The sequence below is a fragment of the Blastopirellula marina genome (assembly GCF_002967765.1).
Lineage (GTDB): Bacteria > Planctomycetota > Planctomycetia > Pirellulales > Pirellulaceae > Bremerella > Bremerella marina_A.
In genome coordinates this window covers 630566-645066 of the sequence record NZ_PUHY01000012.1, presented here as the reverse complement: position 1 = coordinate 645066, position 14501 = coordinate 630566, and the positions used below count along the sequence as shown (strand labels likewise).

Genomic DNA, 14501 nt, shown 5'->3' with positions numbered 1-14501 from the left:
GGACATGAAGACAAGTCGTATTTGGCCCCTGATCATTTCAGGGGCCTTGCTTCTTGGTGGCTGCCTCGATTTCGGCCCAAACATCTCGACGATGGCTCCTTCTTCGGAACACGTGAAGTTCTGCCAGACGGAGATGTACTTGAATCCTGAAGTCCTCATCGAGCCACGAGGATTCATGCTGACCAGTGGCATCGATAAGCATGTTTTGTTCAAGTTCGTGGCACACACGAACGACGTTAGCAAACTCTTTCTATCGCCGCCGGTTGATACCTTGGTGATGAATCCGAAGAAGGTCTCTTTCCTTGGCGGGATGAGTAAAGACTGGTGGGATCCACCCTCCTCAGGGCTAATTGGTGCGAATTACGATTTGCCAAGTGCGAAGCATATGAACGTCGCCTATGTTGCCAACGATGACGACACGCTCACTGTCTATATCGAATGGGGCGAAACCTAATGCAACTCCCGATCGAAATAGTACTTCCGCCTGAGAAAGCTGGCCACGGGAAAACACGACATCATCATGGTGGCGAGTTTGTATCGCCGCAAATCGTGAAGATTCGAATCGAGTTGTGGAGTCCCACCGAGGCGTACATCTTCTATTTCGACCAAGATGGCAATGAGCTTAACGATCTGATGTACGAGTCTCTGGAACGCGCGATCCAACATGTTGAATGGGAATTCGGTATCCAAGTGAATCGTGACACAACGGAGTAGCAGGTTAGTCCTTATTAAAGGAAACCTCTCGAAGACGTACTTCGATTGCTTTTGCTTCGTCCCGATCCGATGCTCGGGACGAAGCTACCAGTCGGGTTTGCTCCGCTTGAATTCGGACATACAGTTGCTTGGCCTGATCGCTGTTACCAAGTGCCTGGTGACTGTGAATTAAATCGATCAAAATCCATACGTCGTTATGGGCGGTGATTACTTCTTCGAATAATGCGATCGCTTGACGATGCTGTTGATCTTTTTGATAAAGCCGAGCCAGCAGCACGGTCGCATCGAACCAATCGTCTGATTTCCTACCGATGGTGTTACGATAAGTTTCCCATATAGGAATTGACAATTCCGGCTCGAGTCGCGAGTACGCATGCTGAGCTTTCTGCCCCAGCAATCGGTGCTGCTTTCGTAGGTCTTCCCCTGCTTCTACGATTCGGCTGTCGTAGTGCGCCAAGGCTTCATCGATGCGACCAAGAGAGAACAAGTTATATACTTCACGGTCTCGCAATCGCTCTTGATAGGTAGGATCAAGCGAACCGCTTTCTAACAGTGCCCGTGACTGCGTCAGTGCGCGTTCAAACTGTTTGTCGCGTTCCAAAAATGCAATTCGCGACAACTCGATCTGGAATCGGTGTTCATCATCGTCAGCTGTTGTCAAATAGGCATCGAGAAAACTCACCGCGCCACCGTAGTCCCGGTGAGCTTCGAATTCGTGTAACTTCGCTTCTACCTCACTACGCTTCTTCGCCGAGACTTCTGCTTGAATGCGTTGCTGGTAGATCGCTTTGATATCGTTCAAAAGGTGACTGTCGAAGGGAAGAACCTCATCGATCTCCGGGCGATACCACTTGAGGAGTGGATCGACAGAGTGCTCGTCCGCTTTTCTCAAGTGCGGAGCGATCGCCTCGAGTCCGCGATGCAATTGCATGACACGATTGAGTCCATTTGACGTGCTTGCGAGGGTGAAATGTTCGTCTCGAATGCGCTTCGCATTTCGAGCGATTTGAATCGACGCAACGAGCGGTTCTGGGCCTGTCGAAGATGCATACTTGGAAATGCTTGCGTAAGGCCGGCCTGTTGCTTCCATTAAGATGATCGTCGGAAACAATGAAACCTCATAGCGAGCAAGCTGTTTCTTCAATTCCGCCATTTCTTGAGGCGAGCGTTCGGACTCATCCGCCGGGAAGTTTAGTTCAACCATAATGAAATGTTCGCACACGGCTGTACAAAAGCGATCTTCCGAAAGTACATTCGCTTCAAGAGCATCACACGGTCCGCACCAGCCTCGCCCGGTAAAGAGGACCAAAAGATCTTTCGATGAAGCATTCGCCTGCTCTATGGCGGACGCGATATCTTGCTTCCAATCGATGGGCTCAGCCGTTTGACCTTGAGAAGTGAGAGCTACTGAAAGAATGAAGATAAGCCCAACGAACACCCATTTAGATTTTCGATAATTCACGAAGGGGGACTCCGGACCAGATAAATCGAAGGGCAACGCCAGCGATTATCGTACCTATGCTTCCTTTCGGTGTCATACATTTTGCAAGCGTCACGTGCCGGATCAACGATGAAATCGGCTCAAGAGGCGATGGATCGGTGTGCCTGCTTTGTCCAGCCAGGCATCTTCGCTGGGATCGAATAGTCGATAGGCAACGAGCTTTAGTCGATCGTTTACCAGGAACCAGGCCGACGCGTACAGCCATACGAGCCCGGCGCGTTCCCAACCGATCGGGGCCATGAACACTCCGTAAACAGCAATCAATGTCGCCACGATCTGGGTACCGACTACGGCGAGCACCAAGGCCTTGGCAGGAGCAATCGACCAGAATGGACCGCGAGTACGTGTGGCGAAGATCGTCATATGCCCCGCCACAGATAGCTTGAGATAAATGAGCGATTGGATCGTGTCGGGATCAAGCTTGAAAACTCGCTCGCACAGGTAAAACAGCCCAAACGATGCAGCGACACCTGCGAGGCCCAGGACCGATGAGATCCCCAGAACCAGCGGCATGTTCCACTTCTCGGGCCGGTCAGCGTAATGGACCCGATCGTAGGCGATCGAGAGGATGGCTCCATCGTTTAACAACGCAAGCAGCACGATCATCACCGCTGTGACCGGGTAGAAGTTAAATACCAAGATCGACAAAGTCATGAACAGTAAGACGCGAAAGGTCTCGGCAATACGATAGATCGCATAGCTGTTCATGCGTTGGAAGATCTTTCTCGCCTCACGAATCGCAACAATGACCACCGACAAACCTGGCGAGAGCAATACAATATCCGCGGCCGCGCGGGCTGCGTCGGTTGCACCTGAGACCGCGATGCCGCAATCAGCTTTCTTCAAAGCTGGAGCATCATTCACACCGTCGCCCGTCATGCCGACGATGTGACCTCGCTCTTGCAGAACGTCGACAATATGATACTTGTGTTCGGGATAGACCTGAGCAAAACCATCGGCGTCTTCGATCATCTGATCGATTCGCGCTGAGTGATGATAATCGACCGCTTTGAAGATCTCGGCATCGACCAGATTGGTTCCAATGTTAAGTTGACCAGCTATCTCACGCCCAATGGCAACTTGATCGCCAGTTACCATTTTCACATCGCAACCCATCTCTTTGGCTTGCGCAATCATGGCGGCGGAATCGTCACGAGGTGGATCGAATAGAGGTAACACACCCAGTACTTGCCAGTCTCCATTGGCATCGGTCTGAGCGACTCCTAGCGAACGGAAACCTCGCTGAGCGAATTGATCGATTGCGTCGGCGTACGTCGCCTGCAAGTTTTCGGCATTCCGGGCTAAGGCCAGAATAACTTGCGGCGCTCCTTTGCTGGCTCGGTGCGATGTCCCATCCGCTTCCTTAAACAGAGCCTCGGTCCGTTTATTGACTGGATCGAACGGTCGATAATGTTCGACGTTCGGCAAGCTTCCGTCAAACACTTCCTTCGCTCCGTCGAGGATTGCCAGATCGATTGCGTCCTGGTCTTCCGCGCGCGATGCGAGAGCCGCCGCGCGGAGGATTTGGTTCTTGGTGACACCATCCAATAGGAACGGTTCGCCTAGCGTCAGTTCGTTTTTGGTGAGGGTGCCCGTCTTATCGGAACAAAGGACATCCATTCCGGCGAGTTCTTCGATGGAAGCCAAACGGCTAACGATCGTTTCACCTTTGGCCAGGAGACGAGCTCCAACCGCCATGGTGACCGAGAGGACGGTCGGCATCGCGACTGGGATTGCTGCGACGGTCAGCACCAAAGCGAACTGCAGTGTTTCGGCCACAGGATCGCCCCGGAACAGCGCGACGATGAGGATCATCACGACAAGAATCACCGCGATGACGATTAAAAAGTCGCCGATCTTGAGCACGGCCTTCTGAAAGTGGCTTGTCGTGTGGCTGGTCTGAACCAAATTGGCAGTACGTCCGAAGAACGTATTCGCACCGGTTCCATAAACAAGTGCGTCCGTTTCCCCCTGCCGGATAATCGAACCAGAGAAGATCGAGTCATTCGTCTTTTTTGTGACCGGGAGGGACTCACCAGTAAGAGCGGATTGATCGACTTCGATTGGGTCCCCTTCCAACAACCGCGCATCCGCCGGTGTAATATCACCGAGACGAATCCGGATCAGGTCGCCGGGAACCAATTCTCGGGCAGGCAACGGTTGCCATTTACCATCTCGTTTTACTCGCGCTCCAAGAGCTAGCTTCGATTTTAATGCGGCGATCGCGTTGCCTGCTTGGAATTCCTCCCAGAAGCCAACGACCGCGTTCACGATCAGCAGAGTCAGAATGATTCCGAAGTCGGCCCAATGCTGAACAGCCGCTGAGAGAATGGCTGCGATCTCGATCATCCAGGGAATGGGACCCCAGAAATAAGAGAGAAACTTCAGTACGACGCTGGTCTCGACCTCGGTCAATTCGTTATAGCCGGTGTCGCTTAATCGTTTCTGAGCATCGGCAGTTGTCAGACCATCGATTGTACAGTGCAGACGCTCTTCAAGTTGCGAGAGGGAAAGTTCGTCCCAGTTATCCTGTGACTTTGTTTCCGGCGTCGGGGTAGCGTGGGGAATCTTCTGCTGGTGCATGGTAAGTCCCATCTCGTGGTTGCGACGAACGACCAGTGGCGCGATCCTCCCCAGGTAAGGCGCTGCTCTACTTTTAGCATGACGACGTCAGCCCGATGCGCGAAGGGGCTTCTCACAGATTCGTGCGTACTTCCCCGTTGTGCGACCAACTATTGGCCGACTCGGACATAGATTACGTTCTCTAGGGTCTCGTCATCGAACGCATCGGAGTTGGTTAAGTGCCCATCATAAGGGCCGATCTTCACCACTTCTTTGCCTTCACGCATCACAATCTGAAGTCCATGTTCTTCCTCCCACTCGACTCCCCCACCAAACGAGACGTAAACCTTCTCATCGCCATATCCTCGCCGGCTGATCATAAAGGACGGCTCGATACGCACGAACTTCCAGACGTCCTTGGGGGTATCGATCCTGACCTCATCCTCTTCCTCTACGAAGTTCTGACAGTCTTCGTAATATTGAAACAGGTACGGTTCAATCTCTTCGAGAACCTCTGGTCGGGCCGCCAAAAGATTAGCAATCGTGGCATGAAAGTCTTCTTTCGCGCGATCTTGCTCGTAACTTTCGAGCGTGAATTCGCCGATTTGATCGTTCAAAAACGGAACGGCAATCGGTTCACTGCACAACCAATTGGAAAACTGACGATCGCGCGTCATGCGTCCCAACAAGGGGATTTCGATGGTCAAGGCGCTCATCCCTTTTGATAGAGAAAACGATCCGAGTCGTAGTTGCAACAAGGTGACAATCCGCATCCTAGGCTGCGGCCGATCAGGCTGTCCAATTTCTGCAACGGCAGCTAGCTTCGTGAATTGGTGACGCCTATTTGATCTTCGTCTTCATTCCGCTAGAAAGAAGGGCCATGGCGGATTGTCCACAACGAAAGACTGATTGATTGCGGCGGTTTACATCACAATTTGGGCTTCGGCTTACCGCCCGTCGTTGGGGGCAGTTGATCACCTGCGCAGGCAGTTCTGGAAATGCTCGCAAGAAACTGGTCGGAGTTTGCCGAAGAAAACGGCGAAAGCGACCGATGAAGGCGAAAGGTCCGGTCGTTCGGAACCGTCGAATGCAGCGGTTGGAGGCGATTTTATTTCTCGCCAAACAGCCCCTAAGTTCTCGCAAATTGGCCCAGCTTGCCAACTTGGCGGATGGAACCGAAGCCCGTACACTAGTGCGTTCCCTGAATCGGCTTTACGACGCAGCTCACCGTGCTTTTCGTGTGGAAGAGTTGGCCGGCGGATACCAGCTTTTGACTCGGGGAAAGTTCGCCGACTGGGTTCGGCGAGTGGTTGGTGGAGACGACCCGACACGGTTATCGACACCAGCTATGGAAACACTGGCGATTATTGCTTACCGACAGCCTGTCCTGAGGGCAGATGTCGAAGCGATTCGCGGTGTGAATTGTGGCGAAATCATTCGCCAATTGATGGATCGAGACTTAGTTCAAATTCGCGGACGAAGCGAGGAATTGGGCAGACCGTTCCTTTACGCCACGACGCCCGCGTTTTTGAGGATGTACGGGTTTCGGTCCTTGGACGATTTGCCCCGTAAAGACGAGTTTCGACGATTCGAAGCCGAGACCGAGGCGTCTACGGCCTCTCAGGTTGACGATCACAAGGAGACATCGGTGACAATCACACTTGCCCCAAATTCCCCGGCTATTAGCGGCGAATCCGAAATCATGCCTGTGGCAATTTGGAACCCGCAAGAACCGTCGGCCCAAGCCCCACCCATCGAAGACGAAGAAGACGAACTGTACGAAGACGACGACGGCTACGACGACGAAATCCCCGATGAAGACGAGGATGAGGACGAAGACGACGACTACGACGAAGACTGGGACGAAGACTTCGAAGACGACGACGAGGAAGAAGACGAAGACCTCGACGAGGAAGAAGATAGCGAATGGGAAGAAGTCGAAGACGACGAATGGGATGATGACGACGACGAAGAAGAGGACGACGACTTCGACGACGATGATGAAGAAGACGACGAAGATTGGGGCGACGACGAGGAAGAATAATTCTCGCTGCGACCGATCGCTCAGCACATTTGGAAAAGGGCTCTGGATTTCAGGGCCCTTTTTCGTGCGCTAAGGACAAATTCCTAGCCTATTCCTCAACAAACTGGAAGCTGTAGAACCCGATCATTTCAATCTTGTTTTCAGGCAACAACTCGTCGATCGATGCTTTCAATGCCTCGCGTAGCTGGGTCAGATCAGGCTCGTTCAGAGCAGTCCGATTGAACTTCCGAATCCGCATCACTATGTCGTGCCGAAAGCGGTTTTCATGAGACTTGAGAATCGGTTCCAGCTCGTAACTCTTGTAACGAGGCAACTTTATGAACGCATGGAAGTCAACCAAAATTGTGCTGTTGGTTTTGGGGTTCGGGATCGTGCAGTCAAACTTTCCCAGATCGACCTCCACTGGAACCAGCGCATCCGGCATGTCTTTGGCGTCTTTCTCGGCCTGAACGTGGGGCGTTCCACAGCCAGACGTTACCCCGATCAAAAGCATGAAGACAGCGTAACATATTTTTGTGTAAGCAGTTACGGTTATTCGGTGGTGCGATTTTCGAGACGACATTGAACGACGCTTGCCCCGCGTGTAGATACCAATGGAACGTTCAAGTCTAGGTCGCGATTGCATCGCAGTTAGGGTTCGGCAAAGGCGTTCTAAGTCATTTCTGCCAAACAGTTTGGGCTGTATTCCTTAAGATCCGAACCATGGCATGTGCGGGCCAGCGCGAAAACGACAGAAGTCGGTCGACGTTGGGACATGGCGACCTAAGCTTTCAGAGTATGCTTTTTCGACCTGAAATTCCTAAGGGTATCGCATTGATGGATTTCATCTGGAATTTATCCCTCCGAATTGATCCGAAGCAGGTTCTCGCGCTTTGTTTAGCGATCGGATCGTTGGCGATTTGTGGCTGCGAACAAGCGGCCTCCGCTGATGAGGAACTGCTGCTTTCGCTGGAAAAGCGCGACTGGGTCGAGATTGATCTGGGCGAGTTCAATGTCTCGGTGCTCGTAGCTGATGATCCGACTCGACAACCAGACCTGACTGAATACCAGGAAAGCGTTGCTCTACATTACCAATTGCACTGTTTGGTGGCTCGCGAAAACGAATCGAAGGTCCAGGCATTTCTCGAAGAGCGTAAAGGAGAGATCTCGGACGAAATCATCCGGACCTGTCGACACGCGAATCTGGTCGATCTGGCCGATCCCGAACTGCAACTGATTCGCTCGCAACTCCGAGACTTCACCGAAGAATTCATGGGCCCAGGCATTATCAAGCGGTTTGTCTTTTCGAATGTTGTTTTGGAGCGGTTCTAATGCGAAACGTACGGCAAATCGGTTTCCTGATTGGCGTATTGCTGCTCCCTCTCTGTGTTGGTTGTGGTGGTGAGCCAGAGGTGGCGGCTACTGACGATGCGGCTGAAGAAGAGGTACTTCCCCCGCACGAAATCGCAATTGGGGAATACGCATTTCGAGCCTACGACCCGGCTTCCAATACCCAGACCCGCTTCGATTTTTCGTTGGCAGGGTTGGTAGATGAAAAGGAACTAGCTGGCCTCGAGGAGGAACTGGAGAAGAAGAAAATCCGAATCCGCGACCGGGTGATGATTGTCTCTCGCGAGTCGACGATCGAAGAGCTGGAAGACCCCGACCTGGTTATGTTCCGCCGACGTCTTTTGAAAGAGCTGAATCGCTTGATCGACGATGGCAAGCTCAGCGACATCTACGTCAGCCATTTCCGGGTCAAAACTCGATAACGATTTTTCCGTTCTGCTGGATGCAAACAGACATGATTTGTAGGGTAACGGTGTCCAGAAAATAGCCTTCTGGTCAGTCAAAATAGGCTGTTTTGGTTGCCTGAACATGAATTTCTGACTGTTTCGAATAAACGGTGTCAATCGGAACGTTTTCCCATTGACTCCACTTCTCGGGGGTCGATACATTCATGATGAATCTACGCATGGCCATCAGTCTGCCTGCAAAGTTCGACCTGTTAGATGTGTTTCCTGAGAGACGTAATGGCGGATAGGGCCTTCTTTGCCCGAGTTCGTCCGTTTGTTCGGATGCCAATGGCATCGCTCGAGCCACCTACTAGTTGACGATTTTGGCAACGGAAAGACGCGGTGGGCCTGGGGCCACTGCTAGATGATGTGAAAGGCGCACCGAGCCTTTTCTGGGGGTGAGGGTGCGACGCCTGATCGAGCGAATCGATCGTTTCCGATTTTCTGTCTCTCTTGCTAGTAGGTTTACGATCTGTGAAGAAGAAACTGTATGTAGGCAATCTGCCCTACAGCTACACCGGTACCGACCTGGAAAACCTCTTTTCTCAGTACGGTAATGTCGCTTACGTCAGCGTCATCTCTGACCGTGAAACTGGCCGTTCGCGCGGTTTCGGTTTCGTGGAAATGGATTCCGACACCGAAGCTACCGCGGCGATTGACGCCCTGAACGGCTTCGACGTCGACGGCCGTAAGTTAGTCGTCAATGAAGCTCGCGAACGTGAAGGTCGCCCAGGTGGCGGCGGCGGTGGCGGTCCTCGTGGTGGCGGCCGTGGCGGCGATCGCGGTGGATATCGCGGCGGTCGTTAATCAACGACGCCCTGCGAACCCAATTCAACGAAGCGACCCGAGAGGTTTTCTCTCGGGTCGCTTTTTTGTTGGTTGTTATTAATAGTAGTCGGTGATTTCGATCTTAATGTAAGGAAAACGCTGCTGCAGCGCAGACAAATCTTCGCTCGTCACAGCAGTGTGAAGCAACAGAACGTTCCGAACTTCAGGCAGCGATGCGACGGCGGCAACGTGTTCCGCTTGGACTGCCGAACCACGTAGCACCAGCCAGTTGATACGAAGATCACGAAGCTGTGAAAGATGTTCCCGACCGAAAACAGGGTCATCGGTTCCCTTAATGGTTGGTGCTGAGTCAGGCTCCATCACGGGCAAAATGAGCCTTTTCAATCTTGGAAATTTAGCGAGTCGTTCGACTGCTCCCAATGGCATAGGATCTTGAAATCCGATGGTACTCAGATAGGGAAATTGTTCGAGCGTATCGAACGTTTGTCGCCACGACTCGTCGGCCCAGATGTTGGCGAAATAACGATGATCCAGGAACTGCAAGTGATCTATGCCGCCACAAAGCTTCTCCAGCCATGCTGGTCCTGTGTAGGCAGGTAGCGTCGAAAAGCTGCCATCACGGGATGAATCATAAAGGCCTGCCGGAGCCAGATTGTTTTCTCCTGGTGGCTGGTGAGCTTGTTCTTCAAATTCGTGAAGTCGACTGTGATAGGCGTAGTAGCCTAAGGGAAAACTAAGAAAGGCGACACCTACGAACAGATCGAGCAGGCCAAACCGAAAGAAACCATGTCGACTCCGAATACGCCACTCGGTCAGTCCACCGGCGATTGCCACGATTGTCGTTGCCAGCAATAGATCCAATAGAAACGCCCACAAGCGGAAGACCGAGGCCTCAGCCCCAAACGGCCAATTGACGCGATGACACCAAGAAATGTTTTCGTGCCAGGTTGCTATCGGCGGAGTTCCAGAGTCTTGCTCGATGATTGCCCGGGCCAAGTACGGAAAAGGCCAGCCATGATCATAAACGACGATGTAAGTTGACGGAGGATTGATGGCAGACATGTCCAGAGGTGGTGTGGCAACCCTGTTCTCTTCAAGTCCTCGACAGACATCCCACCACGACTGGGAACGGTGGAGCGAACTCCGATAGTACACATCCCCCGGTACAATGATCAGCATCAACGCCAAGGCAAACATGCCTATCACTACCCAGGTAACCCCGTGCAGGCCTTTGAAGATCGAAATCGATCGACGCAAAAATGTCATCGTATCGGTACCGCTGAAGCCGGTGTGGGATATAGAAAGATCTGCGGATCGGGTCGGACGAAGAACTCGATTGCAGGATACTTGCGTTTGATCTCTTCGATCTGATCTTGTGAAGCGGCGACTCCTTCTAGGGTGATTTGATGGAGGGTTGGTAGCAAGGCGACCTCTTCAATCTCCTCGGCAAAGTAAGCATCACCGCGAAGCGTGATCGATCTCAGATTAAGATCCTCCAAGCGTGATAGGTGTTCGATCTGAAAGAGCGGATCTCCTCGGTAGGTGACACCAACCGAGTAACGTTTCATGATTGGAAGCGCCAAGTGTTCCAGGCGAGGACATGCTTCTAGGTAATCGAAAGCAGCGAGGGGTAGCTCGTTACGCACATCCAAGTCCGTGAGGTACGGAAACTCTGGCAATTCGCCATAGGTACGTTTCCAGTTATCGCTGGTGCTGATCGAGACCGAGTCGACGTGATTGAGCAGCGGAAGGAAGTACTGGTTTCCGGCCAGCTTCCGCATCCACTGGGGGCCAACATAGTGCGTTGACAGGTTCACGTTGCCATCTTGAATGGAGAAGCCAGGAACGAACGAATAGTCTTCGCCGAAGTGCTCAATTTCCTGAACGTTCGTGTGATAAACATAAAATCCCAGCCCAATTCCGATTAGCGTGAGGCCTCCTAGTAGATCGGCCAACCGGAAACGGAGTAAGCCGCCGTTCGATTGCATTCGCCATTGGGTAACCCCAGCAACGATACCAAGAATGGCAGCTGCGATTAGCAAGTCGAGCAGCAGATACCAAGGGCGGATCAACCAGCCGTCGAATTCGAGAGGCCAATTGTCATAGTTGCTCCAAGAAACGTCATGATACTTCGACCCGCCCCAATGCGAGAAAGAACTTTCAAAGCGAATCAGCGGTTCGGATGCCACGCGTGTCAATTGCCCCCCTTTGTCGACGCGAGAAACCAAGGCTCGGGCAAGGAACGGACGGGGCCATCCATGTTGATAAACTTGGGTAGAAATGACTGGTGCAACGATCGTCGCGTGATTGCGCTCGCGAGGATCTTCGGCGTACGCCATTTCTTGTGTCGCCGATCGCAGTTTCTCGCACTCCTGCTCCCATGGAGTACGAGATTGCAGCGGCAGTAACAAAACTAATTCCCCCGGCACGATGATGATTGCAAGCAGTGCGCTAGTTACCAAGAGGACGCACCAAGTCAGCCAATGCAGTTTCTTGAGAAGCGAGAGTTTGCTCAGGAGCGTACGCATCTAAGGACCTCTCCTAGGGTCAAGCTTCGACCGTCAAAAGCCAAGTAGCGAAGTTTTCGAACTTCTTCCGCGTGTTACCGGAGGCATGATGGGAGTTGTTGCCGGTGGCGATCCAATGGAAGCCAGGTCCCATCAGCGCATCCGGACAACGCATATTCAGAGCGATACATAACGCGCGGAAGTTCATTTCCCGGTTGGTATGCATTTTCAGTCCCGTCGATTTATAGTTAAACAAACTCCGATCGATTCGCATTCGCAAGACAGGCTCGGCGCACACGATTTCCAAGAAGACACTCACATCAAACTTGGTCCGGCGCACCTTGTGTCGATTCGATCGTGGATCGGAACCGAGGTGGCTCGGTACATCGTTGACGAGTTCCGTGGCGGTTTTCACCTCTTGTACGATGTCGAGCAAGCGAATGTTCTGCCATGGCACGTGTCCTTCCCACTCGGCCGACCGAAAGACAAAGTGTTCTTCCTCAAAAGTGGCTGAGCGAACCGTGTTTCTCGGGGCATCCGGAACGGCAATCAGGTGATCTTCTCGTACGGTCCGGCAAGGCATCCCAGCCACGATCAGGTCCTTCGCGGCGTCGCGGGCGATTTCTGCTGGAAGATCCCACGCCAGCATTCCCGGCCGATCGTGCAAGGCCTGTTGGATCTCGACACGGGCCATTCCGAGCAGGGGCGCCAAGATTTGCGCAGCTTGGGCCTGATCGATCTGGCAATCGGCCTCGCGCAGAATGGCATAACTTTGCGACATGGAAGCTCAACTAAGGGAAGTAGGACGTTCGCTTCGTTTTAGCAGAGGCGCCCAGAACTGGCAAAGCTTTCGATCAAGGTACGTGGCAAACGTCAGTTTGGGTGACGTAGAATAGGAAGACACTTACCTGATCCCGATTTATAAGGTTTTACCGATGAAGTACCTGCTCGCTCTTAGCGTATCGCTGTTATTACTATGTCCGTCGGCGACACCCCTAATAGCTGCCGACGAAAAAGAACCTGCCCGTCAATCGGAAGAAACCTTCGATCTGGGAGAAGGCAGGGAGATGAAATTCCTATTGTACCTTCCCAAGGGCTACGAAGAAAAAGAGCACTGGCCCCTGATGCTTTTCATGCATGGTGCCGGCGAACGAGGGGACGACTTGAACCTCGTCAAAAAGCATGGTCCACCGAAACTGATCGAGAAGGGCAAAGACTTTCCTTTTATTGTGATCTCCCCGCAATGCCCCAAGGGAACATGGTGGAAGACGGAAGACGTCGTCGCTTTGCTTGATCACATCATGCAGATTCATAACGTCGACGACAATCGTGTTTACGTTACCGGCTTAAGCATGGGTGGACGTGGCACATGGCAAGTTGCCGGAGCTGTTCCTGACAAACTGGCAGCGATTGCTCCGATCTGTGGTCCATCAGACGAAACAGTCGTCGAGAAGATCGTGACAATTCCGACATGGGTCTTCCACGGCGGCAAAGACCCGACCGTAACCGTCGATCATTCTGAAAAGATGATTCGCTTGTTAAAGGAAAAGGGAGGCGAGCCCAAACTGACCATCTATCCCGAAGCCCAACACGATAGCTGGACAGAAACCTACGATAACGAAGAGTTGTACACGTGGCTGCTATCGCACGAGCTAAAAATGCGAAAGAAGATGGAAGCCGAAAAGCAATAGACTAGCGGCTATTACGACTTTTCACCAAACGCAGCGTCTGGGCCGCCAACTAACATCCGAGCGGCCGGGACGATGCGGAACTCCATCCGTTGGTGGACGGCCTGTTCTCCGTCCAAGCTGCAGGGGATTTCTGGGCTAGAGATGAACTCGACCGATTGAGCGTCGTAAGTCACGATCCGTTCTTCGGCATCTTCATTTGTCAGCACGAAATTAAGACCGGCATCCAGCATCTCCACCATCGACAAAGCCGGCAGAATGGTGATGTGGATCTTTTGGTCGTCCAGCTTCGCCGTCGGGGCGATGACAAACCCTCCTCCTGCACAACGACCATTGGCAACGCAGAACGCGTAGATATCTTGCTCGATCACTTCGTTGTCGTCTAACCGCAAGCGTATTTGAAACACGGGCGGATCGGATAGGACCGACAATGCTTGAAACCAGTAGGCCAACGCGCCGTAAGTTTCTTTCGACTCCGACGCGATTTCACGGGCGACAACGCCACCGATTCCCGCGGTGACGGCATTGGTCAGCAGTTTGGGTTGATCGAACGAAGTCTCGATCAGATCCATCTTGCGAGCCTTACCATTGATGGCTAATTCCCAGGCTGCTTCGACGTCGTCGAGAGGAATGCTCAACGAACGCGCCAAATCGTTTCCAGTGCCCGTCGGGACGATGGCGAACTCAAGATCGCTCGGCGAATCAAGTAAGCCGAGCGACTTGGAAACCGTTCCGTCACCTCCTACGAGGATGACACGGTCTGGCCTTTCCGAATGGATCCGCTCGACGAGTTCCTCATCGGCGAGATCATCGACACGGATCCATGTGGCTGCGTCACGCTCGGCGAGTTGTTCGACCTGAGGCCCGATCGCCTTGGCGCCACCCGAACGTCCATTGAAGAGCGTGAAGATTTTCATCGAA

General features: G+C 52.7%; 15 protein-coding genes. 7 read left to right on the top strand and 8 right to left on the bottom strand.

Annotated features, from left to right (window positions below):
* Positions 1-4 precede the first annotated feature (4 nt).
* Both C5Y83_RS19085 and C5Y83_RS19080 read left to right on the top strand, forming a co-directional pair.
* Entirely contained in the window at positions 5-454 is a 450-nt protein-coding gene (locus C5Y83_RS19085; RefSeq protein WP_105331345.1) for a hypothetical protein, read from the top strand.
* Positions 454-714, top strand: coding sequence for a hypothetical protein (locus C5Y83_RS19080; protein WP_105331344.1), 261 nt, complete (start codon positions 454-456; stop codon positions 712-714). Before C5Y83_RS19085 ends, C5Y83_RS19080 begins: the two co-directional genes overlap by 1 nt.
* 4 nt (positions 715-718) lie before the next feature.
* Here C5Y83_RS19080 and C5Y83_RS19075 read toward each other — a convergent pair whose 3' ends face one another.
* The 3 genes from C5Y83_RS19075 to C5Y83_RS19065 all read right to left on the bottom strand — a co-directional run bounded on the left by C5Y83_RS19075 (position 719) and on the right by C5Y83_RS19065 (position 5484).
* Positions 719-2176, bottom strand: coding sequence for a thioredoxin family protein (locus C5Y83_RS19075; protein ID WP_158262412.1), 1458 nt, complete (start codon positions 2174-2176; stop codon positions 719-721).
* 102 nt (positions 2177-2278) lie between these two features.
* The gene (locus C5Y83_RS19070) at positions 2279-4798 is read right to left on the bottom strand and encodes a plasma-membrane proton-efflux P-type ATPase (RefSeq protein WP_105331342.1); all 2520 of its coding nucleotides are present in this window, start codon (positions 4796-4798) and stop codon (positions 2279-2281) included.
* A gap of 149 nt (positions 4799-4947) precedes the next feature.
* Positions 4948-5484, bottom strand: coding sequence for a DUF6985 domain-containing protein (locus tag C5Y83_RS19065; protein WP_146117834.1), 537 nt, complete (start codon positions 5482-5484; stop codon positions 4948-4950).
* A 344-nt stretch (positions 5485-5828) separates the two neighbouring features.
* Between C5Y83_RS19065 and scpB the strand changes: the two genes are divergently transcribed.
* On the top strand, positions 5829-6821 hold the full coding sequence (gene scpB, locus C5Y83_RS29620; protein WP_233207281.1) for an SMC-Scp complex subunit ScpB: 993 nt from the start codon (positions 5829-5831) through the stop codon (positions 6819-6821).
* 88 nt (positions 6822-6909) lie between these two features.
* Here scpB and C5Y83_RS19050 read toward each other — a convergent pair whose 3' ends face one another.
* A complete protein-coding gene (locus C5Y83_RS19050) occupies positions 6910-7314 on the bottom strand; it encodes a hypothetical protein (protein WP_105331340.1) in 405 nt (134 codons plus the stop codon).
* Positions 7315-7637: 323 nt separating this feature from the next.
* Between C5Y83_RS19050 and C5Y83_RS19045 the strand changes: the two genes are divergently transcribed.
* The 3 genes from C5Y83_RS19045 (at position 7638) to C5Y83_RS19035 (ending at position 9403) form a co-directional block, all read left to right on the top strand.
* Positions 7638-8132, top strand: a complete 495-nt coding sequence (locus C5Y83_RS19045) for a hypothetical protein (protein ID WP_146117833.1) — start codon at positions 7638-7640, stop codon at positions 8130-8132.
* Positions 8132-8572 carry a hypothetical protein gene (locus tag C5Y83_RS19040; protein WP_105331338.1) on the top strand — a complete coding sequence of 147 codons (441 nt, stop codon included), beginning with the start codon at positions 8132-8134 and terminating at the stop codon, positions 8570-8572. The genes C5Y83_RS19045 and C5Y83_RS19040 overlap by 1 nt, the downstream gene beginning before the upstream one ends.
* A 498-nt stretch (positions 8573-9070) precedes the next feature.
* Positions 9071-9403 (top strand): RNA recognition motif domain-containing protein, encoded by a 333-nt coding sequence (locus tag C5Y83_RS19035; protein ID WP_105331337.1) that lies wholly within the window; start codon positions 9071-9073, stop codon positions 9401-9403.
* A gap of 78 nt (positions 9404-9481) precedes the next feature.
* On the opposite strand, the gene C5Y83_RS19030 is transcribed toward C5Y83_RS19035, so the two are convergent.
* Genes C5Y83_RS19030 through C5Y83_RS19020 form a run of 3 tightly spaced genes read right to left on the bottom strand, consistent with a single transcriptional unit; the run spans position 9482 to position 12673 of the window.
* Entirely contained in the window at positions 9482-10651 is a 1170-nt protein-coding gene (locus C5Y83_RS19030; protein WP_105331336.1) for a hypothetical protein, read from the bottom strand.
* Positions 10648-11913 (bottom strand): hypothetical protein, encoded by a 1266-nt coding sequence (locus C5Y83_RS19025; protein ID WP_105331335.1) that lies wholly within the window; start codon positions 11911-11913, stop codon positions 10648-10650. The genes C5Y83_RS19030 and C5Y83_RS19025 overlap by 4 nt, the downstream gene beginning before the upstream one ends.
* A 19-nt stretch (positions 11914-11932) precedes the next feature.
* On the bottom strand, positions 11933-12673 hold the full coding sequence (locus C5Y83_RS19020) for a hypothetical protein (RefSeq protein ID WP_105331334.1): 741 nt from the start codon (positions 12671-12673) through the stop codon (positions 11933-11935).
* A 154-nt stretch (positions 12674-12827) separates the two neighbouring features.
* Between C5Y83_RS19020 and C5Y83_RS19015 the strand changes: the two genes are divergently transcribed.
* Entirely contained in the window at positions 12828-13583 is a 756-nt protein-coding gene (locus C5Y83_RS19015; RefSeq protein ID WP_105331333.1) for a dienelactone hydrolase family protein, read from the top strand.
* Between the two features lie 11 nt (positions 13584-13594).
* Here C5Y83_RS19015 and C5Y83_RS19010 read toward each other — a convergent pair whose 3' ends face one another.
* On the bottom strand, positions 13595-14497 hold the full coding sequence (locus C5Y83_RS19010) for a diacylglycerol/lipid kinase family protein (protein ID WP_105331332.1): 903 nt from the start codon (positions 14495-14497) through the stop codon (positions 13595-13597).
* Positions 14498-14501: the final 4 nt, after the last annotated feature.

Bases quoted from the DNA above. Each gene is read 5' to 3' on its own strand.
- C5Y83_RS19085 (WP_105331345.1), top strand. From the start codon at position 5: ATGAAGACAAGTCGTATTTGGCCCCTGATCATTTCAGGGGCCTTGCTT.
- C5Y83_RS19080 (WP_105331344.1), top strand. From the start codon at position 454: ATGCAACTCCCGATCGAAATAGTACTTCCGCCTGAGAAAGCTGGCCAC.
- C5Y83_RS19070 (WP_105331342.1), bottom strand. From the start codon at position 4,798: ATGCACCAGCAGAAGATTCCCCACGCTACCCCGACGCCGGAAACAAAG.
- scpB (WP_233207281.1), top strand. From the start codon at position 5,829: ATGAAGGCGAAAGGTCCGGTCGTTCGGAACCGTCGAATGCAGCGGTTG.
- C5Y83_RS19050 (WP_105331340.1), bottom strand. From the start codon at position 7,314: ATGCTTTTGATCGGGGTAACGTCTGGCTGTGGAACGCCCCACGTTCAG.
- C5Y83_RS19045 (WP_146117833.1), top strand. From the start codon at position 7,638: ATGGATTTCATCTGGAATTTATCCCTCCGAATTGATCCGAAGCAGGTT.
- C5Y83_RS19040 (WP_105331338.1), top strand. From the start codon at position 8,132: ATGCGAAACGTACGGCAAATCGGTTTCCTGATTGGCGTATTGCTGCTC.
- C5Y83_RS19030 (WP_105331336.1), bottom strand. From the start codon at position 10,651: ATGACATTTTTGCGTCGATCGATTTCGATCTTCAAAGGCCTGCACGGG.
- C5Y83_RS19025 (WP_105331335.1), bottom strand. From the start codon at position 11,913: ATGCGTACGCTCCTGAGCAAACTCTCGCTTCTCAAGAAACTGCATTGG.
- C5Y83_RS19020 (WP_105331334.1), bottom strand. From the start codon at position 12,673: ATGTCGCAAAGTTATGCCATTCTGCGCGAGGCCGATTGCCAGATCGAT.
- C5Y83_RS19015 (WP_105331333.1), top strand. From the start codon at position 12,828: ATGAAGTACCTGCTCGCTCTTAGCGTATCGCTGTTATTACTATGTCCG.
- C5Y83_RS19010 (WP_105331332.1), bottom strand. From the start codon at position 14,497: ATGAAAATCTTCACGCTCTTCAATGGACGTTCGGGTGGCGCCAAGGCG.